Raw genomic sequence first — 26,462 nt, forward strand, 5'->3', positions numbered from 1 at the left:
GCCCCCGATCCAGTGGATCGGGGGCCGCATCGCTGTCCGCGCTTCAGGAGGTCAGCGCACGCTCTCGACGAGCGTCGCGATCGAGCTCTCGTGCGCCGAGAGGAGCGTCTTCAGGCTGCGCGACTGCCAGCCCCGATCGCTCTGCCCGTTGGAAGAAGGATCAGCGCTCCACCAAGCCGTCTGCACGGCCGCATCAGCCGCATCGAACGAGTCGAACATCGCCGTGAACAGCGGTGCGGAGTTCGCGAAGGGCACTGCGCCGACGGTGAGGCTGAGCGTCTCCGAGCGGTACGAGTCGGAAGCCGCCTGCGCAGCATCCGCTGCCTTGCCGAATTCCGTGCTGTAGCTCGTGCACACGTCGCTGAGCTCATCGAGGAAGCACTCGGACGCGGCCAGGTCGGCGATGCCGCGGTAGAAATCGACGTAGGTCGATTTGATGGAATCGGCGATCTTGGTGCCGATGTTCGGGTCGCTGTAGTCCGGGCAGCCCGTCGACACGTTGCACGGGTAGTACAGGTTGTTCCCGAGGTCGATGTTCTGGCCGTCCGGGATGGTGAAGACCGTGCTGGACAGTGCCGCGAGCTGCGTTCCGAACGTGTTGTAGATCGAGTTGTACTTCGGGAACGCCTCGCAGAACTGCTGCAGGGCGGCGACGTCGGCACTGGCCGTGTCGGCGAAGTTCGCGACGATGTCGCGTCGCTCGCTGAGCCCATCGCTCTCGGTCTGTGCCGCCTTGTACGCCTCGGAGGCGTCTGCGCCTTCTTCGACGGTCAGCGCGGGCACGGTCGAGCTCGCGAGGTCGGTGATGGTCGTCTCGGCGGTCGCCACGTTCCCGCACCGGGTCGAGAAGTCCGACATCTGCGCCGCGGACTGCGAGAAGAAGTCGGTGTTCTCGCCGAGGGATGCGGAGATCGTGACGTTCGAGACGAGGTCGAGGTTCTCGGTCGTCCAGTCGGCGTAGTGCGCGTCGAGGTCGGTCTGGAACGCCGCCGCCAGCTCGTCGCCGCGGTTCACGTTGTTGTTGTGGATGGTCACGGGGATCGCTACGGCCGCGCCCACGAGGACCACAACGCCAATGATCGCCGGGATCAGGATGGCTGGTTTGCGGAACCAGGGCTTCTTCCGCTGGGCGCCGTTGCCGAAGTCGTTCGGGCCACCCGGTCCGCCGCCCTGGAAGCCGCCGCCTCCGTTGTCGCCGAACGCCGGCGCGCCGACAGCCTGGCCGGGTGCCTGACCCGGCGCGTAGGGGGCTGGAGTCTGATTGTCGGGCGTGCCGTTCCACGCGCCGGCCTGCTCTTGTGCGCCGTAGGCTGCGCCGAAGGCGGGCGCTGCCGCGGCCGACGCGGTGGAGCCGTACGCCGGTGCCTCGTTCGCGCCACCGTAGGCGGGCGGGACATTCGGGTCGCCGAACGCTGGCGCGTCGAAGCCGCCCTGACCGGGGCCCTGCCCCTGGCCGTCCTGGGCGGCGGGGGCGTTCCAGGCCGGTGTCTGCGTCGTCGGTGCATCCTGGGTCTCTGGCGCAGACTGTCCCCAGACGGGAGCTGACGCCTGCTGGTCCCACGCTGCGCCGGGAGCCGCGGGGCCCTGGTCGTTCCACGCACCCTGGTCCTGGGTGGGGGACTGGTCCCAGCTCGGTGCGGCAGGCGCGCCCGAGTCGAGGATCTCCGTCTGGTTGCTGTCTCCGCGTCCGAGGACCGCCGTCTGGTTCTCCTCGCCGAAGCCGAGGACCTCGGTGCTGTTCTGCTCGGGCGGCGCAGTCTCGTCGTGCGACGAATCCGCGACGGGAGTCACGGGGGCAGGCGGCACGTTCTGCTCGGGGGACTGCGGCCAGGTGGGGGCCGCTGGGGCCTCGTACCCGGTCGCATCCGGGGCAGGTGTGTCGGGCTGCTGTTCAGCGGGTCGGCCGAAGTGCGCGCCGAAACCCTCGTGCCCGGAGGTCGCGTCGGCGTTCCCGGACTGCTCGGTCACCTCTGGCAGGTCCTGCTGCGGTGCTTCACCCGCCTGCGTCTCCTGAGACTCGCCCCCAGACTCCGGGGCGTGTTCGTCGCCATTCTCGGGCTTCTGCCAATTCGGGCGCCCGAATCCTTCAAAGTCATTGCCGCTCATGGGGTTCAGGTTACTGGTCCTCCCGGGAATCGCCTTCAGGCTTGCCCTGAGCAGCCCAGGACGTGGATTTCTCGGCCGACTTGACGTATGTTTAGGAGCTGCCAGTTCTTCTGGCAGCTGCAACTCAACAGTGCTCATGACGTGGAACGCCGCCGAGGAGACTCGGCTCACGGGGATGATCGGTTTCGACATGACTGGTGAATCGGCGTGAAGCGGGTCGAGGATGCGGGGTTATCTCGTAAACGCCCCTCGCAAAACATAGGTGCTAACGCTAAGCGCACCGACTTCGCCCTCGCTGCTTAAGCGAGTCCGATAGTCCGTCAGCCCGGGGGAGTTCCCGCTCCGGTAGCTGGCGTCATTAAGGGAACTTGCTGTGGTGTTGTGTTTCAGGGCACCACGGGACTTGCACTGGAACTGGGCTCGTCGATCAAGGTGTCTGTCCCCATGATCGGAGCCAAGTAGAACAGTAGACAGACTGCACCCGGAGAAGCCGCGGTTTCGTAGTTGTGGACGGGGGTTCGATTCCCCCCATCTCCACGAAACCCACGTCATGAGCAACGCCCCGACTGCCAGGTCATCGACTCGGCAGCCGGGGCACTGTTGTCTCTGCGGGTGACGCCGCTCAGCTCTCCGGCCACACCCCGGAGCTGCCGCGCCTGTGGCTGCCGACCAGGTGCGTGTCCACGACGCCGATGGCTTCCATGAGCGCGAAGAGGTTGGTCGGCCCGACGAAGCTGAAGCCGCGAGCTTTGAGCTGCTTCGTGAGCCACCTGGACTCCTCGCTGCTGCTCGGGACCTCGGCAACGGTCCTCGGCCTCGGCGTGGCCTGCGGCTTCGCGCTCCAGATCAGCTCGTGCAGCGGTTCGCTCTCGCGAAGGGCGATCGTCGCGCGCGCGTTCTTGATGATCGACGAGATCTTCAGGCGGTTGCGGATGACACCTGCGTCGAGCATCAGCCGCTCGAGGTCGTCGTCACCGAACTCGGCGACGGCATCGACATCGAAGCCGCTGAACGCGGCCCGCAGGAGGGGGCGACGCTGCAGGATGAGCCGCCACGAGAGCCCGGATTGGAAGATCTCGAGGCACAGCCGTTCGAACACGCCTCGCTCGTCGGCGATCGGCATGCCCCACTCCGTGTCGTAGTAGTCCATCAGCAGCTGATCCTGGCTGGCCCAGGGCGGGCGGGCCAGCCCATCTTCGCCGATCACGAGCTCTGTCGAGGGGAGCGCTGCGGTCGGCTGGGTGGATGCTGGCATGGGTCTTTCCTCTCCGGACGCGGAATCCTGCAATCTCCGCGAACCGGGACGGACGCGAACGGCACTGATCGAGAACCTGCTGTGTTGAGAACGGTACCCGGAGCCTCCGACACCCCGCCGCACTTGTCCACAGCCAACCGAGCGGAGGAGCTAGCTCCCCGCTGGCACCTGCGAGCCGGTCAGCTCTGCGCCATCGCTGCTCGCGACCAGACAGGCGAGGTCGCGGTCTCCCTCGGCCCAGCTCGCCTCGCTCGGGACGAGGTGCAGGGCGGTGAGCCCCGCCGTGGCATCGGAGCCGAGCCCAGCAAAATCTGCGGCGCACCGCGCGTCGGCCTCGGCGGTCAGAGCCTCCTCACCGGGGAAGCCCTCGCCCAGCTCCGATGGCGTGATGGACAGCACCTGGTAGAGATGCGGGGTGTCGCAGGCCTCAGCGATCGTGGCGACCGTCTGCTCCGCGTTCGACGAGAAGCAGTCACCGGCAGACAGCTCCGTGATCGGCACCATCCGCGGAGCATCGGGCGAAGCAGCGCAGGCCGTCAGAGCGACTCCCGCGAGGAGCGCGGTCAGGATCGTTGCAGGGAATCGGTGAGCCACGCTCCCAGGCTAGCTGGCTGAGCCCGCTGCCGTGCCAGCCGTCGGCTGGCCGTCTACGGGAGTCACGATGCAGAGGACCTCGCGGTCACCGCCACCCCACGACTCCGCGCTGGGGACGATGCCGGTGTAGTTCCAGCTCGTCAGGAAGGGCTCGGCGCCGATGAAGCCGGCAAAGGCGGCCGAGCAGATGTCCTGGAGCGCAGTATCCACCGCTGCGTCGCCAGGGAAGTCAGCTCCGCCCTGCATGTCTTCCGTGTGGTACGCCTCGAAGGTGTGCAGCGAGTCGCAGTTCGGGAACAGCTCGGCGTCGTCGGCACCGGACTCGAGGTCGAAGCAGTCGCCCACCTGAAGATCTTCGATGCCGGTCATCGTTCCTGCGACCGCCGTCGGCGTGGGCGTCGCGGTCTCGCTCTCCGTCGGCGTGGTCGTCGACGACTCCGTCGCCTCTGCGGTGGACGATGTCGTCACCACCGGGTCCGAGCCGCCACCCGCGAGGGTCGTGACCAGCGTGCATCCGCTGAGCAGGAGGAGGGCGCTGAGCCCAAGGGACGCGCCTGCGGCGCTTCGTACGGCGGCGGTTCGCATCGTTGCTCCTCGTGGGGGTGTACGGGGTCCAGAGCTCCATGCCGCTCCCGGAGTCGCGACTGGACCAGTGTATTGCCGCATTCCCGAAGATCACCACTGAGGCCCAGACCAGGCGCAGCGGCCCGTGCGGTTCCGGAGAGCGGCGTAGCATGTGCTCCATATGCCACGAGACGCGACTTCCCCCAAGCAGCGGTCAGACGAACAGCTCGGCGCGACCTCACCGTCGTCCGTGTCGTCGCCATCCACGCAGGAGGCGTCGCGCTGGCCAGCCTTCGCCGTGTGCGCGGCGGTCGCGGTCCTCACGATCCTGGACCTCGCCAAGGTCAACGTGACCCTCGGGCCGATCGAGCACACCCTCGGGGCTGCCTCGTCCGACGTGCAGCTCATCGTGGCCGGCTACGTCCTCGCGTTCGGCATCCTCCTCGTCCCCTCGGGCAGACTCGGCGACCTCTGGAATCGCAAGCGCCTGTTCCTCATCGGCCTCGTCGCCTTCGGACTAGCCTCGCTGGTGTGCGCGCTGAGCGTCACGACGGAGATGCTCATCGGCGGGCGCATCCTGCAGGGATTCGCGGCCGGCATCCTCATGCCCCAGGTGCTCGGACTCATCCAGCAGCTCTTCACGGGGCAGGAGAGAGGCAGGGCCTTCGGCATCTTCGGCGCCATCGTGGGCCTCGGCACGGCGTTCGGTCCGACCATCGGCGGGCTGCTCATCGGCCTCCTCGGGGAAGAGGCGGGCTGGCGCTGGACCTTCGCGATGAACGTCCCGCTTGCGCTCATCGTGCTCCCGTTTGCCTGGCGTCTCCTGCCCTCGAAGCAGGAGGTGGCTCGAGGCCAGACCCTCGACCTCTTCGGCGTCGCCCTCCTGGGCCTGGCCGTGCTCACGACGATGCTGCCCTTCGTCCTCACCTCGGGACGCGACACCGACAACCCCGCACGCTGGTGGCTGATCGCACCGGCGGTCGCTCTCTTCGTCGGCTTCATCCTCTGGGAACGGCGCTATCTCCGTCTCGGCAAGACCCCCGTCGTCGACTTCGCGCTCTTCCGCACGCCCTCGTACCGGTACGGGGTGCTCATCACGACGCTCTTCTTCGCGGCCATGCCGGTCGGCTTCCTGCTCGTGACGCTGTTCCTCCAGCAGGGACTCGGACATCCGGCCGTGCTGGTCGGCGCAGTCTCGGTGCCATACGCCCTCACGTCCGCCGTGGTCGCCGCGGTGTCTGGCAAGTGGACGTTCCACCACGGCGCGACGCTCGTCGCTGTCGGCGTCGCCCTCTTCGCGGTGGGCTACGCCGTGGTGCTCGTCGTCACCCAACTGGCTGAACCGGAGCTCTCGCCGTACCTGGTGAGTGCCGCCCTCATCATCTCCGGAGCGGGGGCGGGGCTCGTCATGGGTGCGAACCAGATGCGGATGCTGCTGCACGTTCCCGTCGAGCAGGCCGGCATCGCAGGCTCGTTCGCGCAGGTCGGTCAGCGCCTCGGAAATGCGATGGGGCTCGCGATCGGCAGCTCCGTCTTCTTCGCTGGCGTCGCGGCACTGCAGGTCGCGGGAACGGGCCCGGACACGAGCTCGCCCGTGGTCCAGGAGGCGTACAAGGCGTCCGTCGCAGGCGGGCTCATCGTCGTCATCGGCCTGTCCTGCATCACGCTCGTGGTCGCCATCGTCGACCTCGCCGGCCACCGCAGACGCCAGCGCGCTCAGCCAGCGGGGGAGTGACCCGCGCGGGCCGGGACCCGGGCGGAGATCAGTGGGCGGAGATCAGCGGGCCGAGATCAGCGCGCGGCGAGCGCCTTGAGCGCCTGCTCGTGCAGGAGCCCATTCGTGGCGAGGGCGCTCCCGTGCCACGGGCCCTCCTCGCCATCCATGCTCGTGAATGTGCCGCCGGCTTCGACGACGATCGGCACGATCGCGGCCATGTCGTACGGCTGCAGGTCGAACTCGCCCGCGACCTCCATCGCGCCTTCCGCGACCAGCATGTACGACCAGACCTCGCCGACCGCGCGCGTGCGCCACACGGCACGGCTGAACTCCAGCAGCTGCGCTGAACGCCCCGCTTCGTCCCAGCCCTTGAGACTGTTGTAGCTGATGGAGGCGCGTTCGAGCTCGTCGACGGCGCTCACCTGGATGCGCCGGTCCGTCGCGACGTCGCTGTCGCTGAGGTCGTCATCGAGGTACGCGCCCTGGCCTGTCGCGCCCCACCACCGGCGGTTGAGACCAGGTGCCGAGACGACGCCCACCTCGGGGACGCCATCGATGACGAGGGAGATGAGCGTCGCCCAGATCGGGATGCCGCGCATGAAGTTCGCCGTGCCGTCGATCGGATCGATGATCCACTGTCTGCGGGAGGTGCCGTGCGAGCCGTACTCCTCGCCCAGGATGGCGTCGCTCGGACGCGTCTCCGCGAGACGCGAGCGCAGCGCCTGCTCGACAGCGCGATCCGCATCCGTCACCGGCGTGCGGTCCTCTTTCTCGTACACCCCGAGCGAGCGCGAGTTGAAGTGCTTCATCGAGATCGCGTCGGCGATGTCGGCGAGCTCTCTGGCGAGACGAAGGTCGGAGGAGAGCGGATGCAGGAGTTCGGTGGCCACCAGCTCAGCCTAGGCCAGCCCGGTGATCAGTAGGCGGTGTCCGCTGCCTGATCGAGGGAGAGGAACAGGCGTCGCAAGGAGTCGAGCCTGGCGATTCCGGCCTCGTCGAGCTCCCCGTCGCGCACGGCGTCGTCGAGCGCGCAGTCCGGGGCGTCGGCCCGGTGCGTGCAGCCTCGAGGGCATTCCTCGGCGATCGCAGAGAGCTCGGTGAAGCCCTGCAGCACGTTGTCGCGGTTCACATGTCCGAGGCCGAAGGAGCGGACGCCAGGGGTGTCGATGATCCAGCCCGTGTGCCCGTCCGAGTCCTCGACGCGGACGGCGAGGGTGGAGGAGGACGTGTGCCTGCCACGACCGGTGACCGCGTTCACGACACCCGTCTCGCGAAGGGTGCCGGGGACGAGGGCGTTGACGAGGGTCGACTTGCCGACGCCCGAGTGACCGACGGCCACGGTCGTGTGCCCGCTGAGGGCGGCGCGGAGCTCCTCGATGGGCTCACCGCCGGGGCGCGACTCGAAGACCTTCACGCCGAGGGGCTCGACGAGCGCACGGAGCTCATCCGCAGGCGCCACGTCGGTCTTCGTCAGCACGAGGAGCGGTTGGATGCCGGCGTCGAGCGCAGCGACGAGGTAGCGGTCGATGAGTCGAGGCCGCGGCTCGGGCTGGGCCGTCGCGGCGACGATCAGCATCTGATCGGCGTTCGCGACGATGACGCGCTCGACCTGGTCGGTGTCGTCGGCGCTGCGTCGGAGCAGCGTCTTCCGCTCGCAGATGCGGACGATGCGGGAGAGGCTGCCGGTGTCGCCGGTCGTGTCGCCGACGAGGTCGACGAGGTCGCCCGTCACGATCGCCGTGCGGCCGATCTCTCGCGCCTTCGCGGCGGTGACCGTGCGTTCCTCTGGTGTTCCCTCGTCGAGGAGCACCGTGTAGCGGCCACGGTCGACGGTGACGACGCGCCCCGTCACCGCATCGCTGTGCTTCGGGCGCTGCTTGGACCTTGGCTTGTTCGCCTTGGGGTTCGGACGGACACGGATGTCCTCCTCATCCCAGTCGCCGTAGGCGTCGAACGCATCGCCGAGTGAGCGGGACACGGTCAGATGGCGAAGGCCGCGAGGTCGACGCTGCCGTCGTCCTCGCCCTCATCCGGGTCGCTGTGGGTGCCCTGGTGGAGCATGTCCTGCCAGAGCTGCACGAACTGGGGCAGCGTCTTGTTCGTCGCGTGGATGTCGTCGACCGTCACGCCCGCGATGGCGAGACCCACGATGGCGCCCGATGTGGCCATGCGGTGGTCCTCGTAGCTTCGCCATTCGTGCGCCGTGCGCGCTCCTGGAACGATCTCGAGTCCGTCTTCGAGCTCTGTGACCTCGCAGCCGATGCCGCGCAGCTCTGCCGCGATGGCCGCGACGCGGTCGGTCTCGTGACCGCGGAGGTGCGCGATTCCCGTGATGCGGCTCGTGGTCGTGCACAGCCCGCACAGCGCTGCCAGGTTCGGGGCGAGCTCACCGGCCTCGGAGAGATCCAGGTCGACACCGGGCACCTCAGCTCCCTCGGCGATGCCGCGCTCGACCGTGCAGGTGAGTACGCCGTCCTCGACCGAGATGGTCGCGCCGAACAGGGGGAGGAGATGCTGGAGGTGCGAACCGACCTGCGTGGTCGACTCCGGCCAGTCCTCGATCGAGACGCTGCCGCCAGCGACGATCGCGGCGATCAGGAACGGCTCTGCGTTGGAGAGGTCCGGCTCGATCGTCAGCTCGCGCCCGTCGATGGCGCCGGGCTCGGCACGCCAGGTGCCTGGCGTCGAGTCGTCGATGTCGACGCCGCGGTCGCGCAGCGCCGCCAGCGTCATGTCGATGTGCGGCTGGCTCGGAACCCGATCGCCGGAGTGGATGAGCGTGAGTCCGTCCGTGAAGCGCGCGCCCGCCATGAGCAGCCCGGAAACGAACTGGCTGGAGGCTCCTGCGTCGATCGTGATCTCGCCGCCCGCGACCTCACCGGTGCCGTACAGCGAGAAGGGCAGGCCGCCCCTGCCGTCGTCGCGCACTTCCACGCCGAGCGCCTTGAGCGCATCCACCGTGCCCTTCATCGGGCGTCGGCGTGCGGCCTCGTCGCCGTCGAAGGCCACCGGGCCGAGCGCGAGGGATGCGAGCGGGGGAACGAATCGCATGACCGTGCCCGCGAGACCGCAGTCGATCGAGACGCCGCCTTCGAGCTCACCGGGCGTGATCTCGAGATCGTTCCCGAACCGCCCGTCGCCGGGCACCTCGGTGATCTGGGTGCCGAGCTGCCGAAGCGCGTCGATCATGAGCTCCGTGTCCCTGGCCCAGAGCGGATGCCGGAGCTTCGAGGGCCCCTCCGCAAGCGCCGAGAGCACGAGCTCGCGATTCGTGAGGCTCTTCGACCCGGGGATCTGCAGGCGCGCGTCGATCGGCGAAGTCGCCGTCGGAGCCTCCCACGGACCGTCGCCGAGGGTCAGCGGCTCGCTGCCCTCGTCATCTCGGTACAGGTCGAAGCGTGGTCCGGAATAGCCAAAGATCTCCATTGGTTGACAACGATACCGCCACACACGCGCGCACCACCCGGAAATGCGTTTCCACCTGACATCGAAGAGGAGGGCAGCCCTTGCCGACAACGCTCGCGCCGCCGAGGCGTCAAGCCGCTGAGCGGCGCACGGCAGTACACTCACGCGTAATGAGTGAGCAGAAGTCGCCTCAGGCGACCCCAGACCAGGACGAACTCCGGCAGCTGTTCGAGGAGCAGGCGCTGCAGTACATCGACCAGTTGTACGCGGCGGCCATGCGCATGACTCGGAACCCTGCGGATGCGCAGGATCTCGTGCAGGAGACCTTCGTGAAGGCCTTCGTCGCGTTCGCTCGCTTCGAGCAGGGCACGAACCTCAAGGCGTGGCTGTACCGCATCCTTACGAACCTCTTCATCAACTCGTACCGCAAGAAGCAGCGGGAACCGTACGCGAATGCGTTGGAGGACCTCGAGGACTGGCAGCTGGGCGGCGCCGAATCGGCGACCGCGCAGACGTCGTCGCGGTCGGCTGAGGCCGAGGCAATCGACCACCTTCCCGATTCGACGGTGAAGGACGCCCTCCAGGCGATCCCTGAGGACTTCCGCCTCGCGGTCTTCCTCGCGGATGTGGAGGGCTTCTCCTACAAGGAGATCGCAGACATCATGAAGACCCCCGTCGGCACCGTCATGTCGCGGCTCCACCGCGGCAGGCGTCTGCTTCGCGATCGCCTCACCGGCTACGCGAGGGAGAACGGCATCATTCCGCCCTTGGACGGGGACGAGCAGGAAACAGGGAGCAAGAAATGACCGATTGCGGTTGCGAGAAAGCGAAGGACGCCCTCGAGGAGTACCTGCGCAACGAGCTCGCCAGTACGGATGCGAGCGACATTCGCGAGCACCTCGAGCACTGCAAGGACTGCGAGAGCGAGCTGCACGTGAATCGTTCGCTCATGGAGGTCGTGCAGCGAGCCTGCAAGGAACGCGCTCCGGAGGAACTGCGGCTGCACGTGCTCGACCAGCTCCGCAGCATCCAGCGCTCGCACGGCACGCCCGTCGCGAACTGAGCCGAGCAGGACCGAGACGCCCACGCGGCAGATGACTGCAGACCCGAACGATCAGGCCTGGCGCGCTCTGTCGGAGCGCGTCGGCGAAGTGGTAGCCGAACTGGACGCGCGGGCTGCCAGGCGTGAGACGCTCGGCGAGCTCGTCGAGCGCCGTCCGGTGCTCGGGATCCGTCGCGGGCCCGTCATGCGACGTGTCTCCAGTGTCTGGCGGCTGCGCGAGCTGCTGCTGGACGACCGAGGCGGGCTGTACCGGGTCGGTTCGGTCATTCGCGTCGCCAAGCAGCCCGACCACTACAGCGAGCAGTCAGCCCTCGCCGCCGAGCGTCGCCGCGTCCAGCTGGCCGCGCTGCGCTCGGGTTTCGAGGTGGGCGAGACCGTCAACTACGGGGCGACTCCGATCCAGCTCTCCGACGGCCTGGGGGTCGACGCACACCCTGGGCTGGAGGTCGTCGGCGGCGAGGTCGTGCTGCACTGGGGTGCCGTGCCCGGCGCCCAGGCGGGCCTCGGCGCCGGCAGCTCGAGCGCGCTCGCCGCGTACCTCGACGACGCCGTGGCGCTCCTGACTGGTCGTTAGCCGCGCACGCGCACGCACACGACGAAGACGCCCGCCCGATTGCTCGGAGCGGGCGTCTTCGTCGTGCAGACGAGGCGCGCAGCCTAGTCGGCGAGAACGCCCTCGATGAGCTCAGCCTGCTGGCGCTGGTGAGCCTTCATGGTGCCCACGGAAGGTGCCGAGGACTCCGGTCGTGTGACGGCTCGGATCGTGCGTCCTTCGAGCATTGGGGCGAGGTGCGTGCGGATGAACGGCCACGCTCCCTGGTTCTCCGGCTCGTCCTGCGCGTAGACGATCTCGGCGTTCGGGTACTCGGCGAGGAGACGGTTGATCTCTTCGCCTGGCATCGGGTAGAACTGCTCGAGGCGCACGAGCGCGACGCTCGTGTCCTCGCGCTTGTCGAGCTCCGCGCGCAGGTCGTAGTGCAGCTTGCCAGCGTGCAGCACGACGCGGCGCACGGCCGCCTTGTCCGTGATCCGCTCGTCGTCGAGGACGGGGCGGAACGAGCCGTTCGTGAAGTCCTCGACCGGCGAGACCGCGCTGCGGAGACGCAGCATCGACTTCGGTGTGAAGATCACGAGTGGCTTGCGGGGACGCGCGTACGCCTGGCGGCGCAGCAGGTGGAAGTGCGACGCAGGCGTGGACGGCATCGCGACTGTCATGTTCTCTTCCGCGGCGAGCGTCAGGAAGCGCTCGATGCGGGCTGACGAGTGGTCGGGGCCCTGGCCCTCGTAGCCGTGGGGGAGCAGCAGCACGACGCTTGAGCGCTGGTTCCACTTCTGCTCGGACGCCGAGATGAACTCGTCGATGATGGTCTGCGCGCCGTTGACGAAGTCACCGAACTGCGCTTCCCAGAGCACGAGCGCGTCTGGTCGCTCGACCGAGTAGCCGTATTCGAAGCCCAGCACCGCGTACTCGCTCAGGAACGAGTCGTAGATGGAGATCGGTGCCTGGTTGTCGCTGAGGTTCGACAACGGCAGCCAGTTCTGGCCGTTGAGGCGATCGTGGAAGAGCGCGTGGCGCTGCACGAACGTGCCGCGACGCGAGTCCTGGCCCGACATGCGCACCGGCGTGCCCTCCATGAGGAGCGAGCCGAGCGCGAGGAGCTCGCCGAATGCCCAGTCGATGCCACCGTCTCGGCTCATCTGCTCTCGCTTGGAGAGCACCGCCTTGAGCTTGGTGTGCACCGAGAAGCCCTCTGGCGGGTTCCCGTGCGCGTCGCCGATGATCTCGACGACCTCGCGGGCGACGGCGGTCGAGTCAGGCTCGGAGCGGTGGTTCTCCTCGCGAGAGCCGACGGCCGAGAGCTCGGCCGCGGAGATGGGCGTCGACTGCGTCTGCGCCTGGTGGGTCTCCGCGAAGGCGCGCTCGAGGCGGTCGTGGAAGTCCTTCTGCGCCGCATCGAACTCGTCCTGCGTGATGTCGCCACGGCCGACGAGGGCTTCCGCGTAGAGCTTGCGAACGGAGCGCTTCGCCTCGATGAGGTTGTACATGAGGGGCTGCGTCATCGACGGGTCGTCGCCCTCGTTGTGGCCACGGCGACGGTACGAGATGAGGTCGATGACGACATCGCGCTTGAAGCGCTGGCGGTAGGCGAACGCGAGCTCGGCGACGCGAGCCACCGATTCGGGGTCGTCGCCGTTCACGTGGAAGACGGGAGCCGAGATGGCCTTCGCGACGTCGGTCGAGTACATCGACGAGCGGGCGTCGCGCGGGGTGGTCGTGAAGCCGACCTGGTTGTTGATGTTCACGTGGATCGTGCCGCCCGTGCGGTAGGCGCGGAGCTGCGACATCTGCATCGTCTCGTAGACGACACCCTGGCCGGCCATCGCCGCGTCACCGTGGATGAGGATCGGCAGCACGGCGTCGCGGCCGTCGGACTTGCGGTCGATCTTGCCGCGCACGATGCCCTCGAGCACGCCGTTCACCGCCTCGAGGTGCGAGGGGTTGGCGGCGAGGTAGACGGGGATCGTCGCGCCGGATGCCGCCGTGAAAGTTCCCTCGATGCCGAGGTGGTACTTCACGTCGCCGGAGTTGCCGCGCCCGGAGCTCGACTGCACGCCCTCGAACTCGCGGAAGATCTGCCCGTAGGTCTTCCCCGCGATGTTCGTGAGGACGTTGAGGCGACCACGGTGGGCCATGCCGATGGCGACCTCGTCGAGGTCCTCCTCCGCTGCACCCTGGATGATCGTGTCGAGCAGCGAGATGACCGACTCGGATCCCTCGAGGGAGAAGCGCTTCTGGCCGACGTACTTCGTCTGCAGGAAGGTCTCGAACGCCTCAGCCTCGTTGAGCTTGTTGAGGATGCGCATCTGCTCTTCGTGCGTGGGCTTCGTGTACGGGTGCTCCAGCTCGTCCTGGAACCAGGCGCGCTGCTCCGGGTCCTGGATGTGCATGTACTCGATGCCGATCGTGCGGCAGTAGGAGTCGCGCAGGATGCCGAGGATGTCGCGGAGCTTGAGCATCCGCTGGCTGCCGCCGAAGCCGTCCGCGACGAACTCGCGCTCGAGGTCCCAGAACGTGAGTCCGTGATTCTCGATCTCGAGGTCGGGGTGCGTGCGCTGCACGTACTGCAAGGGGTCGATGTCCGCCATCATGTGGCCGCGGACGCGGTACATGTTGATGAGCTGCTGCACGCGCGCTGTCTTGTTGATGGACGCGGCGAGGTCGACGTGCACGTCTTGCGACCACACGACAGGCTTGTACGGGATGCGCAGCGAGGCGAAGATCTCCTCGTAGAAGTTGTGCTTGCCCGTGAGGTGCTCGTGCACGATCTTCAGGAACTCACCGGAGCCGGCGCCCTGGATGACCCGGTGGTCGTAGGTGCTCGAGATGGTGAGGCGCTTCGAGATGGCGAGGTCGTCGAGGACGTGCTGCGCCATGCCCTGGTAGGGAGCCGGGTAGTCGAGGGCGCCGGCACCGATGATGGCGCCCTGACCCTTCATGAGCCTCGGGACGGACTGGAGTGTTCCCATGCCGCCCGGGTTCGTGAGCGAGATGGTGGTGCCCGCGTAGTCGTCTCCGCTGAGCTTGTTCTGGCGTCCGCGCTTGATGAGCTCCTCGTACGCTCCGAGGAACTCGCGGAAGTTGAGGGTCTCGGCCTGCTTGATGCTAGGCACGACCAGGGCGCGGGTTCCGTCCGGCTTCGGCACGTCGATCGCGATGCCGAGGTTGACGTGCGCTGGCTCGATGGCGGATGGCTTGCCGTCGATCTCGTCGTAGTAGACGTTCATGCTCGGGAACTTGATGAGCGCCTTGACGAGCGCCCAGCCGATGAGGTGCGTGAACGAGACCTTGCCACCGCGGGTCCGCCGGAGGTGGTTGTTGATCACGATGCGGTTGTCGATCATGAGCTTCGCGGGGATCTCGCGGTAGCTCGTGGCCGTCGGCACCTGCAGGGAGATGTCCATGTTCTTGGCGATGGCCTTCGCCATGCCCTTGAGCGGCGACACGATGTTCTCGCGCGACGGCGCCTTCTCCTTGTCAGCGGCGGGTGCGTCCGCTGGGATGAGCTTCTCCTGGGGGGCTGCGGCAGTCGTCTTCGCCTGCTTGCGAGCCTCGCCGTCGGCCGCTGGCTTCTTCGCCTCAGCCGCGGGAGCCGGAACCGCCTTGGCGGGCTGAGCCGCTGGCGCCGTCTTCGCGGGAGCAGCGCCCTGCTGCTTCGCGTACTGCTCGAGCGTCGGCCACCAGGCCTCGTCTACGCTCTTCGGGTCCTTGACGTACTTTTCGTACATCTCCTCGACGAGCCAGTCATTGGCTCCGAAATCGGACTTTGCTTCGTCTGTACCCGCACTGGTCAAATGACTCGCCACCTGAGTTCGTCTCGCGTTCGTCTAGTGATGCGGGACGCGCCGAATCTGGGCGGCGACCCCATCGAGTGACAAGCCTAACGCCCTTGGCGAGCGCTCTGCGCGAAAGTGGGGTGTGGAGGGGGCTCCGCAAAGTAATCTGGAGGCCATGCACTTCTCTGGTCCCGCCCCTCACCACGAGCTCACCTACTCCGATGTGTTCCTCATTCCGAGTCGTTCCGACGTGGGCTCGAGACTCAACGTCTCGCTCGCCCCGGACGACGGGACCGGCATGACGATTCCGCTGGTCGCCTCGAACATGAACGCGGTCACCGGGCCCCGCATGGCAGCCGCCATCGCGCGCCGCGGCGGGCTCGGAGTCCTTCCCCAGGACATGTCGCTGGAGGAGCTGGAATCCGCCATCCGCTGGGTGAAATCCCAGGATCCAGTGCTGGACACTCCGTTCACCGCGAAGGGAGAAGCGACCGTCGGTGACGTGCTCGAGCTCGTGCCGCCTGTCGCAGGCTTCGGCGTCTCGGTGCTCGGGCCCACCGGAGATGTGCTGGGAGTCCTGCAGGCCTCGACCCTCGCGCGTGTCCCGAGCGACGCCGTGCTCGCCGACCTGAGCCACCACTTCGTCGACGAGATCCCCGTCTCGCTCGCGCGCGACTCGCGCGCGGTCTTCAACTCGTTCGCCGAGACCGGGTCGAGCTTCGCTCCCGTCCGGACCGAGACCGGCGAAGTCGCGACGGTCACCTCGGGCGGTGCCCTGCGCAGCACGATCTATCGACCTGCGCTCGATTCGCAGGGCCGTCTGCGTGTCGCGGTCGCTGTCGGCGTGTCGCGCAACGCGGTCGAGCGTGCTCGGGCGCTCGTGGAAGCCGGTGCTGACGTCCTCGTGCTCGACACGGCGCACGGCCACCAAGGGAGCATGCTGCGCGCCATCGAGGCGGTCCGCGGCGCGGAGCTCGGCGTTCCCATCGTCGCCGGGAACGTGGTGAGCGGTAGCGGAGTCCACGACCTCGTGTCCGCTGGGGCGAGCATCATCAAGGTCGGCGTCGGACCGGGTGCGATGTGCACGACCCGCATGATGACGGCCGTCGGCCGTCCGCAGTTCTCGGCCGTGCTGGAGACCTCGGAGACGGCGCATGCGCTCGGGGCACGCGTATGGGCGGATGGCGGAGTGCGGTACCCGCGCGATGTCGCTCTCGCGCTCGCCGCCGGAGGCTCCGCCGTCATGATCGGCTCTTGGTTCGCCGGCACCGTCGAAGCGCCGGGCACGGTCCGGACGGACGAGTCGGGCAACTGGTTCAAGGAGTCGTTCGGCATGGCCTCGACCAAGGCCGTCGAGGCTCGGTTCGGCGACCTCGAGCCCTACGAGCGCGCCCGCAAGCTGCTCTTCGCGGAAGGGATCTCGTCCTCGAAGATCATGCTCGACCCGAAGCGTCCCAGTCTCGACGACCTGATCGACATGATCACGACGGGCGTGCGATCGTCCTTCACCTACGCGGGCGCCGACTCGCTTCCGGAGTTCCGCCAGCGCGCGAAGGTCGGGATCCAGTCGGCCGCCGGCTACGAAGAGGGCAAGGCCCTCCCGGTGTCCTGGTAGTCGCGGTCGCGTGGGGGTCGTCTTCGCTATACTTCGTGGCAACTATGGACGATGATCATCCTCCGCGATCCGCACCTTCACGCGCCGCAGCTGCGCCTGCGCTGAGCGCCTCCTCCTCCCCGGCCCGGCATCCTGGCACCATCCCTATATCGCGGGGTGAAGGCTCGTGAACGAGTGGGTCATGCTCGGCATCGGCGTGCTCCTGACGGTGGGGACCGGCGTCTTCGTCGGGTCTGAGTTCGCGCTTGTCAACCTCGACCGCAACGACCTCGAGAAGCGTCGGGAACGCGGGGAGAAGCGCCTCACCCCGACCATCAACGCGCTCAAGCACACGTCGACGCACCTCTCGAGCGCGCAGCTCGGCATCACGCTGACGACCCTCCTCACCGGCTACACGATGGAGCCGGCGATCTCGTCGCTGCTCTCGTCACCGCTCGGTGCCGTGGGGCTGCCGGAGGACGCCGTGCGCCCCGTCGGCGCCGTGCTCGCGATCGTGATCGCCACGGGGCTCTCGATGGTCATGGGAGAGCTGATCCCGAAGAACTTCGCCCTCGCCGTGCCGCGCGCGACAGCGAAGTTCCTCATCCCGCTGCAGGTCGCGTTCACAACCGTCTTCCGCCCCGCCGTCGCGGTGCTCAACGGAAGTGCCAACGGCCTCATCCGCGCTCTCGGCATCGAGCCCAAGGAGGAGCTCTCCGGCGCCCGAACGGCGGAGGAGCTCTCCAGCCTCGTCCGCCGCTCCGCGCTCGTCGGGCTGCTCGAGGGCGAGCGGGCGGTGCTCTTGAGCCGCACGCTGCGATTCTCCGACCACATCGCGGCGGACGTCATGACGCCCAGGCCACGTGTGCAGTCCATCGCGGTCGACGCGCCTGTCCAGGACCTCATCGACCTCGCGAAGTCGACGGGCCATTCCCGATTCCCGGTGACCGGCGAGGACATCGACGAGATCGTCGGCGTCGCACACCTGAAGAACGCGGTCTCGCTGCCGCTCGATCGCCGCCGTTCCGTGCCGGTCGGCGCGATCAAGACGGATGCGCTGCTCGTGCCGGAGACGCTGGGGCTCGATGCTCTGCTCGCCGAGCTCCGCTCCGGCGGCTTCCAGCTCGCCGTCGTCCTCGACGAGTACGGCGGCACGAACGGAGTCGTCACCCTCGAGGATCTCGTGGAGGAGATCGTCGGCGAACTCGTCGACGAGCACGACCGAGCGCATCTCGACGTCGTGCGCGCCAAGGGCCGCACGACGTTCGACGGGATGCTCCGACCCGATGAGGTGAGGGACCGCCTGAACATCGAGCTCGACGACGACGGGCCCTTCGAGACCGTCGCTGGCTTCATGATGAACGCGCTCGAGCGCATCCCCGCGGTGGGCGACGAGGTGCAGGTCCCCGTCGGCACGTTCCGCGTCGAGCGGATGGAGGGGCGCCGGGTCGATCGCGTCGCGTTCACGCCGAATGAGTCGTACGAGTCGAGGGAGGCGCTCATGCAGCGCCTCGCCGACAAGCACGCCGAGAAGGAGAACCGTGGCTGAGTACTGGTCTGGACTAGCCTGGCTCGTGGTGCTCCTCGCCGCGAACGCCTTCTTCGTCGGTGCGGAGTTCGCGGTCATCTCGGCGAAGCGATCGCAGATCGAGCCCCGAGCCGAGCGCGGCAGCAAGGCCGCGCAGCAGACGCTCTATGCGATGGAGCACGCGACCGGCATGCTCGCGACGAGCCAGCTCGGCATCACCGTCTGCTCGTTGCTGATCCTCAACGTCTCGGAGCCGGCGCTGCATCACCTGCTCGAGATCCCGCTCTCCGCGACGGGGCTCAGCGAGGAGATGATCTCCACGATCGCGTTTGTCATCGCGCTCATCGTCGTCTCGTACCTGCATGTCGTGCTCGGCGAGATGGTCCCGAAGAACATCTCCTTCTCGGTCCCTGACCGCGCTGCGCTCCTACTCGCCCCGCCGCTCGTGTTCTTCTCGCGGCTCTTCGCACCGGTCATCTGGGCGCTGAACGGCATCGCCAACACGACGCTGCGCTTGTTCGGCGTCGAGCCGAAGGCCGAGACGACGAGTGCGTTCACCTTCGACGAGGTCGCGGGCATCGTCGAGCAGTCCAAGCGCGAGGGTGTGCTCATGGATCGTGCGGGCACGCTCTCGAACACCTTCGAGTTCACGGCGAAGAAGGTCGCCGCTGTCGCGATCGCGGGCGAGCAGCTCGTGGTGCTGCCGCCGGAGGCGACGCCGGAGATGCTGCAGCGCGCGGTCTCCGAGCACGGCTACTCGCGCTACATCATCCTGGACGAGGAGGGTGAATTCTCCGGCTACGTGCACCTGAAGGACGTGCTCGACCTCGACAAGCCCGACGAGTTCGACCAGCCCATCCCGGTCAAGCGCATCCGCTCGCTCGACTCGATGCACGACGAGGCCGATCTCGAGGACGCGCTCGCCACGATGCGGCGCACGGGGAGCCACCTGGCGCGGGTCCTCGACCGAGAGGGCAACACGCTCGGTGTGCTGTTCCTCGAGGACATCATCGAGGAGCTCGTCGGCGAGATCCGGGACGCGACCGCTCGGCACTGACCCTCGGTCTCCTCACCGGAGCGAGGTGGCGACTTGGCGTGTCGTCGAAGAGCGACCAGTATGGCCGGGTGAGGGAATTCGATGCTCAGGATGCCGCGGCCAGCGTCTTCGCGCCGCGCGAGGACGACCACAAGTACCGCCGGGGTGTCACGGCGTTCGTGACGGGCTCCACGCACTACCCGGGCGCCGCCGTACTGGGCACGAGGGCCGCCCTCGCGACCGGGATCGGGATGGTGCGCTACGCAGGGGGCGAGGCGGAGACCAAGGCTGTGCTGTGGCAGAGTCCGGAGGTCGTCGCCGATCTCGCGTCGTTCGATGCGCTTGTCGTCGGGTCCGGAGTGGATCCGAAGGACGTGCGGCGCACCAGCGAGGCGCGGGAAGCGCTTGATCGGGCTCGTGAGCTCGACGCGACGGTCATCGCCGATTCCGGCGCACTCGGGCAGATCGCCAAGCGCGTGCTGGGAGGACACCACGTGCGCCGATGCATCCTGACGCCCCACGCGGCCGAGCTCGCCGCCCTCATCACGAAGCTCGAGGACACCGAGGTGCACGCCACCGACGTCATCAAGGAGCCGGAGCAGGCTGTCCGCCTCGTGACGGATCGTCTCGGCTGCACGCTCGTGCTCAAGGGGCACCGCACCTACATCGCGGGGGACGGCCCGACGATCGTCGTGGATGCTCCGGGAGCCTGGCTCGCCACGGCGGGGACCGGCGATGTGCTGGCCGGGGCCATGGGGGCGCTGAGCGCCGTCGCCTCGAAGCGAGACGTGGCCGAGCAGCCGGAGCCGCAGCACCTCGCGGCAGCGGCTGTCTGGCTGCACGCGCGAGCTGGCTGGCTGGCTTCGCAGCTGAACGCGGGGAACTTTGAGGCCGCTTCCGCGCTGCTTGACCCGATCGACGAGCTCACGAGGTTCGGTCCTGGTGCGCCGATCAGGGCGAGCGACGCGACCGCTGCGCTGCCGCGCCTCGTCGGAGCGCTCGTGGCGTCCAAGCTGCGCGCCTGACCTGGGGTAGCTTGTCCCGCATGACTACGTCGTGGATCGCCCGTCACTGGCCGGGCCCTCTCTCGATCGTGACGCTCTGGCTTGCCTTCGCGGGCGTCCACTACGTGCTGATCCTCGTGAACCTCTACTCGCTCTCGAACCCCATGGGCGACGTGTTCCAGGTGTACCGCGGGTGGGTCGACCAGGCCCAGCTGGGGCAGGTGCCCGGCATCGATGCGACTTTCGTGTACCCGCTGCCCTCGCTGCTGCCGATGCTGTTGGCCGACGCGGTCGGAGGGCAGGCGAACTACGGCTTGGGCTGGCTGCTTGTCGTTGCCGCAGGCAACGCCGTCGCCTTCGCGGCGCTGACGCTGTGGCGTCCCTCGTCTCGCGACGCCGGGCTGCGGCAGATCGCCGCCTGGTGGTGGCTCGTGCTCATGGCCCTGCTCGGACCGGTGGCGCTCGGCCGCATCGATGCGGTGAGCGTGCCGATCGCGATCCTCGCGCTGCTGGCGCTTCGGCGTCGTCCCGAGATCGCCGGTGCCCTGCTCACGTTCGGGGCGTGGCTCAAGATCTGGCCAGCTGCCGTGTTCGCCGCGGCCTTAATCGTGCTGCGACACCGGCTCTGGCTCGTTGCGGGTGCCGTCGTCGTGTGCGCCGCCGTGCTCATCCCGGCCCTCGCGCTCGGTGGCGGGTCGAACGTGTTCTCCTTCGTGACCGAGCAGACGGGACGAGGGCTGCAGGTCGAGGCGGTCGCCGCGACCGTGCCCATGTGGCTCGCATCCATGCAGGTGCCCGGCTACGACGCCTACTACTCGATGGAGATCCTGACCTTCCAGGTCGACGGTCCAGGCACGGAGTTCGTGAGCGCTCTGCTCACGCCGCTGCTGGCCGTCGCCGTGCTCGGGGTGGTGCTGCTCGCGCTGGTCTCCAAGCGCCGGGGCATGCCGTTCACGCGCCTGTTCCCAGCCCTGTCGCTCGCGCTTGTGCTCTCGTTCATCGTCTTCAACAAGGTCGGCTCGCCGCAGTTCATCACGTGGCTCGCGCCGGTCATCGTGTTCGGGCTCATCGTGGACATCAGGCGCTTCGCGCTGCCCGCCGGCATCGCCCTGTGCATCGCCTGGCTCACGCAGATCATCTATCCAGGCAACTACAACTTCGTGACCGACGCCCACTCCGCCGGCGTCGCGCTCCTCGCGGGTCGCAACGGCCTGCTGGTCGTGCTGCTCATCTGGGCGCTCTGGGCCATGTGGCCGCGCAGCAGGCGCACCGTGCGCGGGGTTCAGAGGGGCAGCTCGGCGGCTCGCACCCCGGCGAGCTCAGCCGTTCGCGAGCATGGAGCGGATGGCGTCGCCGACGTGGTGGATCTCGAGCAGGAACCCGTCGTGGCCGAAGCTCGACCTGATCGTGACGGCTCTGTCGCCTGAGTAGCTGTTCTGCACGCCCTCGGCGATGCGGTGCTGCGTCTCGGGCGGGAAGAGCACGTCCGTCGAGATGCCGATGACCATGGTGGATGCGGTGACGCGCGCGAGCGCAGCATCGAGGCCCCCGCGATCGCGGCCGACGTTGTGCGAGCTCATGGCCGTCAGCAGCGTGATGTAGCTGTTGGCGTCGAAGCGCCGCGTGAAGCGGTTGCCGTGGAAGTCGAGGTAGGACTCGACGGCGTAGCGCCCTTCGTCCTGCTCCGGGCTGAGGTTGGACTGCCAGCTGCGTCCGAAGCGGTCGTCGAGCTCGGTGCCCGACCTGTAGTTGAGCATGGCGAGGCGCCGCGCGAGGGCGAGGCCGCGGTGCGGTCCGAACCCGGCGGGTTCGTCCGCGTAGTCGCCCCCGTTGAAGTTCGGATCGAGCCTGATGGCGTCGATCTGCAGGGTGTTCTGCGCGATGGTCTGCGCATCGGACGCCGCGGGGGCACTCATCACGACGAGCCGCTGCGTGCGGTCGGGGTACATGATGCCCCACTCCAGCGCGTGCATGCCGCCCATGGAGCCGCCGATGACGGCGGCGAACGAGGCGATGCCGAGTTCATCCGCGAGCAGCGCCTGCGCTCGCACCTGGTCGCGGATCGTGAGCACCGGGAAGGAGGCGCCGTACGCGTTTCCGCGAGCATCGAGGCTCGCGGGTCCCGTCGAGCCCTGGCAGCCGCCGAGCATGTTGGGGGCGATCACGAAGTAGCGGTCCGTGTCGAGAGGCGCCCCGGGGCCGACGATGCCCGGCCACCAGCCGGCGGTCGGATGTCCGGGCCCGAGCGGCCCCTCCACGTGCGAGTCGCCGGTGAGCGCGTGGAGCACGAGGATCGCGTTCGAGCGGTCGGCGTTGAGCGTGCCCCACGTCTCGTAGGCGAGCCGGATGAGCGGGAGCTCGCCGCCGTGCTCGGGGCTGAACGCCCCGAGCCAGGCGAACTGGCGGTGGCCGACGTCGTCGCCGTCGCGCCACGCGCCCGAGGCGGGCGGCCTCAGCGAGACCGCCCGCAATTCGTCGTTCGGAATTCTGCCGCTCGGCGGCGAGATGCCGTGATCTGTCCAGTCCATCAGCGCCAGGCTAGCGGCTACCCCGCGCCTAGGCGCGAAGCGAGTCGAGGGCCTGCGAGAGGTCCGCGATGAGGTCGTCGACGTTCTCGAGTCCGACTGAGAGCCGCACGAGTCCGGGGTTGATGCCGGATGCGAGGAGCTGCTCTGGGGTGAGCTGCGAGTGCGTCGTCGACGGCGGGTGGACGATGAGGCTGCGGACGTCGCCGATGTTCGCGAGGTGGCTGAAGAGCTGCACGCGCTCGACGAGCTTTCGGCCAGCTTCGACGCCGCCGCGGAGCTCGAACGACAGGATGGCACCCGCGCCGTTCGGCGCGTAGCGCTTCGCCAGGACATTCCAGGGGCTCGACTCGAGGCCCGCGTAGTTGACGTTCTGCACCTCGGCGTGGCCCTGGAGCCACGACGCGATCGCGGTCGCGTTGGAGACGTGGCGCTCCATGCGAAGGCTCAGCGTCTCGACACCCTGCAGGATCTGCCAGGACGAAGCGGGCGCGATGGACGCGCCGATGTCGCGCAGCAGCTGCACTCGGGCCTTGGTGTGGAACGCGTTGGCGTTGCCGAGGGCGCCCGTGTAGCTGAGGCCGTCGTAGCTCGGGTCGGGCTCGGACAGGCCGGGGAAGCGGTCCTTGTGCTCATCCCAGGGGAAGGTGCCGCCGTCGACGATGACGCCGCCGATCACGGCCCCGTGGCCGCCGAGGAACTTCGTCGCGGAGTGGACGACGATGTCGGCCCCGTGCTCGAAGGGCCGGATGAGGAAGGGGGTGGCGATGGTGTTGTCGACGATGAGGGGCACGCCGACCTCGTGAGCGACCGTGGCGACTGTCTCGATATCGAGGATGTTGACGGCCGGGTTGCCGATCGTCTCGCCGAAGAACAGCTTCGTGTTGTCCTTCGCCGCTGCACGCCAGGCGTCTGGGTTGTTCTGGTCCTCGACGAAGGTGACGTCGATGCCGAGCTTCGCGAACGTGTACTTGAAGAGGTTGAACGTGCCGCCGTAGATGGACGTCGAGGACACGATGTGGTCGCCGGCTCCGGCGATGTTCAGGATCGCGAACGTCTCTGCCGCCTGGCCGGAGGCGAGCGCGAGAGCCCCGCTACCGCCTTCAAGGTCGGCGATGCGCGCCTCGAGCACTGCGGTCGTGGGGTTCGTGATGCGCGTGTAGATGTTCCCGGCTCGCGAGAGCGAGAAGAGATCGGCCGCGTGCTGTGCGTCATCGAACACGTACGAGGTCGTCTGGTAGATCGGGGTGACGACCGCGTTGGTCGTGGGGTCGGGGGCAGAGCCTGCGTGGATCTGCCTGGTCTCGAAGCTCTGGGTCATGGGTAGCCTCCGTGTCGGCCGCGACCCGACTGGACAGTCGGGTGGCACCGAGTGTGGCAGTGGGCGCAGGCGCGGGCAACGGAGCTGGACACAAATCGTCACGCGTGCCAGGCGCGGCGAGCGGCCGCATGCCACGATGGAGGTATGCCTGAAGAACAGAGAACGCGTGTTGTCGTAGTGACGGGAGCGAGCAGCGGAATCGGCCGGTCGACGGTCAGGTCGCTGCGCGCAGAGGGCAGAGTGGTGCTCGCGACTGCCCGCCGTGCCGACCGGCTCGAGGAGCTCGCCGCCGAGACCGGCGCGGAGGTGCTGGCGGGGGACATCACCGACGACGCCTTCGTGGCCGAGCTCCGAGACACCGCGAGCCGACTCGGAGAGGTCGAGGCCCTGGTCAACGTCGCCGGGGGCGCGTTCGGCACCGAGAGCGTCGAGGAGAGCAGCATCGCCGACTGGCAGCTGATGTTCGAGCTCAACGTCCTCGGCACGAAGCGCGTCATCACGGCCTTCCTGCCCCTGCTGCGCGCATCCGCCGCGAGCAGCACGGACGAATTCCCACACGCAGACATCGTCACGGTCACGTCGACTGCCGGACGCGTCATCTACCAGGGCGGTGGCGGCTACGTCGCGACGAAGGCCGCGGAGGCGGCGATGATCGGGGTGCTGCGCCTGGAACTCGGCGGTGAGCCAATCCGGGTCATCGACATCGCGCCTGGGATGGTGCACACGGAGGAGTTCACGCTCAAGCGGATGCGGGGCGACGAAGCCTCGGCTGACAAGCTCTACGAGGGCGTCGATCATCCGCTCACCGCGGAGGACATCGCGGCGACGATCCAGCTCGCGCTCCAGCTTCCCGGTCACGTCAACGTCGACGAGCTCGTCGTGCGTCCGGTGGCGCAGCGGGAGCAGTTCCAGCTGCACCGCGGCCCCCTCGTCATGAAGGGCGCCACGAAGGAGGCCGGCGAGTGAGCATCTTCCTGGTAGGCGGCGGAGACGGGCCAGGGGTTGAGCTCGCGCTCGCCCAGCTCGCGGGCGAGGCTCGAAGCCGCGCCGACGGAGCCACGCCCGTCATCGCGGTCATCGCGGTCGGGGAGAACCCGGAGCCCGTCGCGGACTGGTTCGCGGACCGACTCCGATCGGTCGACCCTGGCGTCCTGGCGACTCCCGTGCTCGCCCGAAGCACCGCGAGCGGTGAACCGCTCGACGAGATCGATCTTTCCAGCTTCTCGACGGCCCACGGCATCCTCGTCTGCGGGGGCCACACCCCCGCGTACCTCGCCGCACTGGCGCCGCTCGCGACCGACATTCGCCGCCTGGTGGCAGAGGGCGTCTCCTACCTCGGCTACTCGGCCGGTGCCGCCATCGCGGCGGACGAGGCCATCATCGGCGGGTGGCGCATCGGCGGGGTGCCCGTCGCCCCGGAGGAATCCGGCGAGGGACTCGACGAGGTGACGTTCGAGGCCGGCCTCGGGCTGGTCGATCTGACCATCGAGGCGCACGCCGCCCAGTGGGGGCTCGTCGCGCTGTGCGCGGCGAGTATCGAAGCGGGACTCGCGGAGCGCATCCTCGCCGTTGACGAGGACACCGTCCTCAAGGTCGGAGAGGGCGCGCTGGAGATCCTCGGGTCAGGGAGCGTCTGGCAGCTGACCGCGGGGGAGGGCGGCGTCACGGTCTCCTCCAGCCGAGCCTCGGAATGACGGACCTGCGCGGGCTCAGCGATCTGCATCGGCTCGACCCGGGGTGGGCTCGGGCGCTCGAGCCAGCCGCCGGCCGCCTGGAGGAGATCGCGGAGCGGCTGAAGCTGGAGGAGGATGCCGGCCGCGACTTCTTGCCGGCTCCTGAGCACATCCTCAGGGCATTCGAGGCCCCACTTCACGACGTCCGGGTCCTGATCGTGGGCCAGGACCCGTATCCGACCCCTGGCCATCCCATCGGACTGTCCTTCGCCACCGAGGGCCACGTCCGGCCGCTCCCTCGGAGCCTCGCGAACATCTACCGGGAGCTGCACGACGACCTGGGCATCGAAGCGGCCACCACCGGCGATCTCTCGCGGTGGAGCGAGCAGGGAGTCCTCCTCCTGAACCGTGTCCTGACGGTCGGTGCCGGCGCGGCGGGCTCGCACCGCGCGTTCGGCTGGCAGTCGGTCACGGATCTGGCAATCGAGGCCCTCGTGGCCCGCAGGCGTCCGCTCGTTGCGATTCTCTGGGGCAAGGACGCGCAGGCCCTCGCTCCGCTGCTCGGCGAGACCCCAACGCTCCAGAGCGCACACCCCAGCCCGCTGTCCGCCTCACGCGGCTTCTTCGGCTCCCGTCCGTTCTCGCGGACCAACGAGCTGCTGCGCCAGCAGGGTGCGGATCCGGTCGACTGGCGGGTTGTCGAGACGCCCCAGGGCGCCACGCAGCCAGCCCTGTTCTAGCT

At 68.3% G+C, this 26,462-nt stretch carries 22 protein-coding genes and 1 other RNA gene; 13 read left to right on the forward strand and 10 right to left on the reverse strand.

The window, feature by feature from the left end:
• Nucleotides 1–51: 51 nt before the first annotated feature.
• Nucleotides 52–2,106: a hypothetical protein gene (locus ITJ67_RS04370; RefSeq protein WP_194676893.1), complete on the reverse strand. Its 2,055-nt coding sequence runs from the start codon at nucleotides 2,104–2,106 to the stop codon at nucleotides 52–54.
• A 171-nt stretch (nucleotides 2,107–2,277) separates the two neighbouring features.
• Here ITJ67_RS04370 and ssrA point away from each other — a divergent pair.
• Nucleotides 2,278–2,646: a transfer-messenger RNA gene (gene ssrA, locus ITJ67_RS04375) on the forward strand.
• Nucleotides 2,647–2,728: 82 nt separating this feature from the next.
• Here the strand turns inward: ssrA and ITJ67_RS04380 are convergent.
• The 3 genes from ITJ67_RS04380 to ITJ67_RS04390 form a co-directional block, all read right to left on the reverse strand.
• Nucleotides 2,729–3,361, reverse strand: a complete 633-nt coding sequence (locus ITJ67_RS04380; protein ID WP_194676894.1) for a DNA-3-methyladenine glycosylase I — start codon at nucleotides 3,359–3,361, stop codon at nucleotides 2,729–2,731.
• 150 nt (nucleotides 3,362–3,511) lie between these two features.
• A complete protein-coding gene (locus ITJ67_RS04385) occupies nucleotides 3,512–3,955 on the reverse strand; it encodes a septum formation family protein (protein ID WP_194676895.1) in 444 nt (147 codons plus the stop codon).
• Between the two features lie 9 nt (nucleotides 3,956–3,964).
• A complete protein-coding gene (locus tag ITJ67_RS04390) occupies nucleotides 3,965–4,540 on the reverse strand; it encodes a septum formation family protein (protein ID WP_160072243.1) in 576 nt (191 codons plus the stop codon).
• Between the two features lie 160 nt (nucleotides 4,541–4,700).
• Here ITJ67_RS04390 and ITJ67_RS04395 point away from each other — a divergent pair, with 160 nt between their 5' ends.
• A complete protein-coding gene (locus ITJ67_RS04395; RefSeq protein WP_160072242.1) occupies nucleotides 4,701–6,254 on the forward strand; it encodes an MFS transporter in 1,554 nt (517 codons plus the stop codon).
• Nucleotides 6,255–6,310: 56 nt separating this feature from the next.
• On the opposite strand, the gene ITJ67_RS04400 is transcribed toward ITJ67_RS04395, so the two are convergent.
• From ITJ67_RS04400 to aroA, 3 genes are read right to left on the reverse strand one after another with little or no spacing between them, the layout of a single operon-like run.
• Nucleotides 6,311–7,126, reverse strand: coding sequence for an inositol monophosphatase family protein (locus ITJ67_RS04400; RefSeq protein ID WP_104298600.1), 816 nt, complete (start codon nucleotides 7,124–7,126; stop codon nucleotides 6,311–6,313).
• Between the two features lie 26 nt (nucleotides 7,127–7,152).
• On the reverse strand, nucleotides 7,153–8,214 hold the full coding sequence (gene rsgA, locus ITJ67_RS04405) for a ribosome small subunit-dependent GTPase A (RefSeq protein ID WP_160072241.1): 1,062 nt from the start codon (nucleotides 8,212–8,214) through the stop codon (nucleotides 7,153–7,155).
• A gap of 2 nt (nucleotides 8,215–8,216) precedes the next feature.
• Nucleotides 8,217–9,662, reverse strand: a complete 1,446-nt coding sequence (gene aroA, locus ITJ67_RS04410) for a 3-phosphoshikimate 1-carboxyvinyltransferase (protein WP_194676896.1) — start codon at nucleotides 9,660–9,662, stop codon at nucleotides 8,217–8,219.
• A 149-nt stretch (nucleotides 9,663–9,811) separates the two neighbouring features.
• Between aroA and ITJ67_RS04415 the strand changes: the two genes are divergently transcribed.
• The 3 genes from ITJ67_RS04415 to ITJ67_RS04425 are packed head-to-tail and all read left to right on the forward strand — an operon-like array spanning nucleotide 9,812 to nucleotide 11,278.
• On the forward strand, nucleotides 9,812–10,447 hold the full coding sequence (locus tag ITJ67_RS04415) for a sigma-70 family RNA polymerase sigma factor (protein ID WP_104241530.1): 636 nt from the start codon (nucleotides 9,812–9,814) through the stop codon (nucleotides 10,445–10,447).
• On the forward strand, nucleotides 10,444–10,704 hold the full coding sequence (locus ITJ67_RS04420) for a zf-HC2 domain-containing protein (RefSeq protein ID WP_104330785.1): 261 nt from the start codon (nucleotides 10,444–10,446) through the stop codon (nucleotides 10,702–10,704). The genes ITJ67_RS04415 and ITJ67_RS04420 overlap by 4 nt, the downstream gene beginning before the upstream one ends.
• Before the next feature lie 31 nt (nucleotides 10,705–10,735).
• Complete coding sequence (locus ITJ67_RS04425; protein ID WP_194676897.1) at nucleotides 10,736–11,278, forward strand: hypothetical protein; 543 nt, start codon at nucleotides 10,736–10,738, stop codon at nucleotides 11,276–11,278.
• A gap of 83 nt (nucleotides 11,279–11,361) precedes the next feature.
• On the opposite strand, the gene ITJ67_RS04430 is transcribed toward ITJ67_RS04425, so the two are convergent.
• Nucleotides 11,362–15,069, reverse strand: coding sequence for a multifunctional oxoglutarate decarboxylase/oxoglutarate dehydrogenase thiamine pyrophosphate-binding subunit/dihydrolipoyllysine-residue succinyltransferase subunit (locus ITJ67_RS04430; RefSeq protein ID WP_194676898.1), 3,708 nt, complete (start codon nucleotides 15,067–15,069; stop codon nucleotides 11,362–11,364).
• A 145-nt stretch (nucleotides 15,070–15,214) separates the two neighbouring features.
• Here ITJ67_RS04430 and ITJ67_RS04435 point away from each other — a divergent pair, with 145 nt between their 5' ends.
• From ITJ67_RS04435 to ITJ67_RS04455, 5 genes are all read left to right on the forward strand, one after another.
• A complete protein-coding gene (locus ITJ67_RS04435; protein ID WP_194676899.1) occupies nucleotides 15,215–16,654 on the forward strand; it encodes a GuaB1 family IMP dehydrogenase-related protein in 1,440 nt (479 codons plus the stop codon).
• 181 nt (nucleotides 16,655–16,835) lie between these two features.
• Entirely contained in the window at nucleotides 16,836–18,182 is a 1,347-nt protein-coding gene (locus ITJ67_RS04440; RefSeq protein ID WP_104242103.1) for a hemolysin family protein, read from the forward strand.
• Complete coding sequence (locus tag ITJ67_RS04445; RefSeq protein WP_104241525.1) at nucleotides 18,175–19,218, forward strand: hemolysin family protein; 1,044 nt, start codon at nucleotides 18,175–18,177, stop codon at nucleotides 19,216–19,218. Before ITJ67_RS04440 ends, ITJ67_RS04445 begins: the two co-directional genes overlap by 8 nt.
• A 68-nt stretch (nucleotides 19,219–19,286) precedes the next feature.
• Nucleotides 19,287–20,222, forward strand: coding sequence for an ADP-dependent NAD(P)H-hydrate dehydratase (locus ITJ67_RS04450; protein WP_160072233.1), 936 nt, complete (start codon nucleotides 19,287–19,289; stop codon nucleotides 20,220–20,222).
• Between the two features lie 20 nt (nucleotides 20,223–20,242).
• Nucleotides 20,243–21,628, forward strand: a complete 1,386-nt coding sequence (locus ITJ67_RS04455) for a glycosyltransferase 87 family protein (RefSeq protein ID WP_194676900.1) — start codon at nucleotides 20,243–20,245, stop codon at nucleotides 21,626–21,628.
• On the opposite strand, the gene metX is transcribed toward ITJ67_RS04455, so the two are convergent.
• Together metX and ITJ67_RS04465 are read right to left on the reverse strand one after the other, a co-directional pair.
• Nucleotides 21,521–22,729, reverse strand: coding sequence for a homoserine O-acetyltransferase MetX (gene metX / locus ITJ67_RS04460; RefSeq protein WP_160072229.1), 1,209 nt, complete (start codon nucleotides 22,727–22,729; stop codon nucleotides 21,521–21,523). The two genes, ITJ67_RS04455 and metX, sit on opposite strands and share 108 nt — an antisense overlap.
• A gap of 28 nt (nucleotides 22,730–22,757) precedes the next feature.
• Complete coding sequence (locus ITJ67_RS04465) at nucleotides 22,758–24,047, reverse strand: bifunctional o-acetylhomoserine/o-acetylserine sulfhydrylase (RefSeq protein ID WP_194676901.1); 1,290 nt, start codon at nucleotides 24,045–24,047, stop codon at nucleotides 22,758–22,760.
• Between the two features lie 144 nt (nucleotides 24,048–24,191).
• Between ITJ67_RS04465 and ITJ67_RS04470 the strand changes: the two genes are divergently transcribed.
• Genes ITJ67_RS04470 through ITJ67_RS04480 form a run of 3 tightly spaced genes read left to right on the forward strand, consistent with a single transcriptional unit; the run spans nucleotide 24,192 to nucleotide 26,460 of the window.
• A complete protein-coding gene (locus tag ITJ67_RS04470; RefSeq protein WP_194676902.1) occupies nucleotides 24,192–25,013 on the forward strand; it encodes an SDR family oxidoreductase in 822 nt (273 codons plus the stop codon).
• A complete protein-coding gene (locus ITJ67_RS04475; RefSeq protein WP_160072223.1) occupies nucleotides 25,010–25,741 on the forward strand; it encodes a Type 1 glutamine amidotransferase-like domain-containing protein in 732 nt (243 codons plus the stop codon). The genes ITJ67_RS04470 and ITJ67_RS04475 overlap by 4 nt, the downstream gene beginning before the upstream one ends.
• A complete protein-coding gene (locus ITJ67_RS04480; RefSeq protein ID WP_194676903.1) occupies nucleotides 25,738–26,460 on the forward strand; it encodes a uracil-DNA glycosylase in 723 nt (240 codons plus the stop codon). The genes ITJ67_RS04475 and ITJ67_RS04480 overlap by 4 nt, the downstream gene beginning before the upstream one ends.
• Nucleotides 26,461–26,462: the final 2 nt, after the last annotated feature.

Source organism: Pseudoclavibacter sp. VKM Ac-2867, assembly GCF_015351275.1.
Taxonomy (GTDB): Bacteria; Actinomycetota; Actinomycetes; order Actinomycetales; family Microbacteriaceae; genus Pseudoclavibacter.